This window comes from Shewanella sp. 11B5 (assembly GCF_002836795.1).
Classification (GTDB): Bacteria; Pseudomonadota; Gammaproteobacteria; order Enterobacterales; family Shewanellaceae; genus Shewanella; species Shewanella frigidimarina.
On the sequence record NZ_PJAP01000831.1, the window covers coordinates 1 to 1,596 of the forward strand.

2 protein-coding genes are annotated in these 1,596 nt (G+C 37.1%); both read left to right on the plus strand.

The genetic code is table 11. The features are described 5' to 3' along the window. Window positions 1-506, plus strand: a 506-nt coding sequence (locus CXF78_RS21525; protein ID WP_180957199.1) for an ankyrin repeat domain-containing protein, incomplete at its 5' end; no start/stop codon positions are given. A gap of 198 nt (window positions 507-704) precedes the next feature. Next, the coding region (gene dinB, locus CXF78_RS16905; RefSeq protein ID WP_102037424.1) for a DNA polymerase IV at window positions 705-1,596 on the plus strand (892 nt) is incomplete at its 3' end.

Genomic DNA, 1,596 nt, shown 5'->3' on the forward strand with positions numbered 1-1,596 from the left:
TACTAATTGGATGCGCTTTTACTATTATTATTATGTATTCATTAGGTGCTATTTATTCTCTTGAAAATAGCCGTGTTGAAGATGTTGTATTATGCAGTGTCGAAGATAATACGCATTACATACCAAATTCGTTCTGTGAATTTTATTTGTTTAATTTTAGATTAACGAAACAAGACTTAGATGATCTTCAGTCTGTAGGTGGCATAGCATTTTTATTTGGCATTTCTAATCAGAAAAAAAGATATGTTTATTTAGATAAATTTATCGACAATGGTGCCTCCGTTAATACTAAAAGTAAGATTGATGGACTACCGCCTCTTCATGCCGCAATCTTACTCAATGATAAAAAATTAGTTGAATACTTACTGAGCAAAGGCAGTGCCCCTCAACTGCTAGATAGTCAATTACGGTTAAATGCTTATGATTTTGTACTGTTTTTGAAAAGAAAGAATGACTCAATAAATCGAATTGAAGTCATAAGAATGTTGTCTACAATCAATTTATAAATTGAATAATTTGCTAGATGATTTAGCTTTTTTCAGAATAATATTTTATTGCGTTTTAGGATGGCTTGAAGCTAGCTTTTGACATTTAAAAATATCTTGAGTCACATTTATTCATTATATTAATAATAAGCAATGATTGAATACTGTTTTTATATACAGTATCATTGTTTCAATTAAGATAATGATGATGGTTATAGAATGCGTAAAATCATTCACATCGATATGGATTGTTATTTTGCCGCGGTAGAAATGCGCGATTTTCCTGAACTGCGAGGAAAACCCATTGCTGTTGGCGGCAGAAGTGACCGCCGAGGTGTGATAAGTACCTGCAGCTATGAGGCCCGCAAATTTGGGGTGCGTAGCGCTATGTCCAGTTATCATGCGTTGCAGTTGTGTCCGCAATTGATTTTAGTACCAGGACGGATGGAAGTGTATAAATCGGTGTCACTGCAAATACGTGAGATTTTTCATCGATACACTGATCTTGTTGAGCCTTTGTCTTTGGACGAAGCGTATCTTGATGTGACTGATTGCGATGCTCACCAAGGCAGTGCGACATTAATTGCCAAGGCGATACGAGATGAGATTTTTGAGGTTACCGGATTAACTGCTTCAGCTGGTATAGCACCCATTAAGTTTTTAGCCAAAATTGCATCCGATTTAAATAAGCCGAATGGACAATATGTTATCACTCCAAATCAAATTGCTGATTTTGTAAAAGACCTACCGCTGAGTAAAATTCCTGGAGTTGGTAAAGTCACTTCAAAAAAGTTAGCCGATATTGGCTTAACCACTTGTTATGATGTGCAGCAATACCCTAAAGTGCAATTAATTGAGGCCTTTGGTAAGTTTGGCCATGTGTTGGCTGAGCGTGCTCAAGGGATCGATTCAAGACAAATCAGCCCGCATCGAGTGCGTAAGTCTGTCGGGGTTGAAACGACATTAGCCAAAGACATTTTTACGTTAGAGCAATGTCATCAGGTATTACCGCAACTGATTCAAGAGCTGAGTACTCGGGTTCGTCGCAGTGCAAAAGACCGACAGATCCATAAGCAGGTTGTGAAACTGAAATTTAATGATTTTAAGCAGA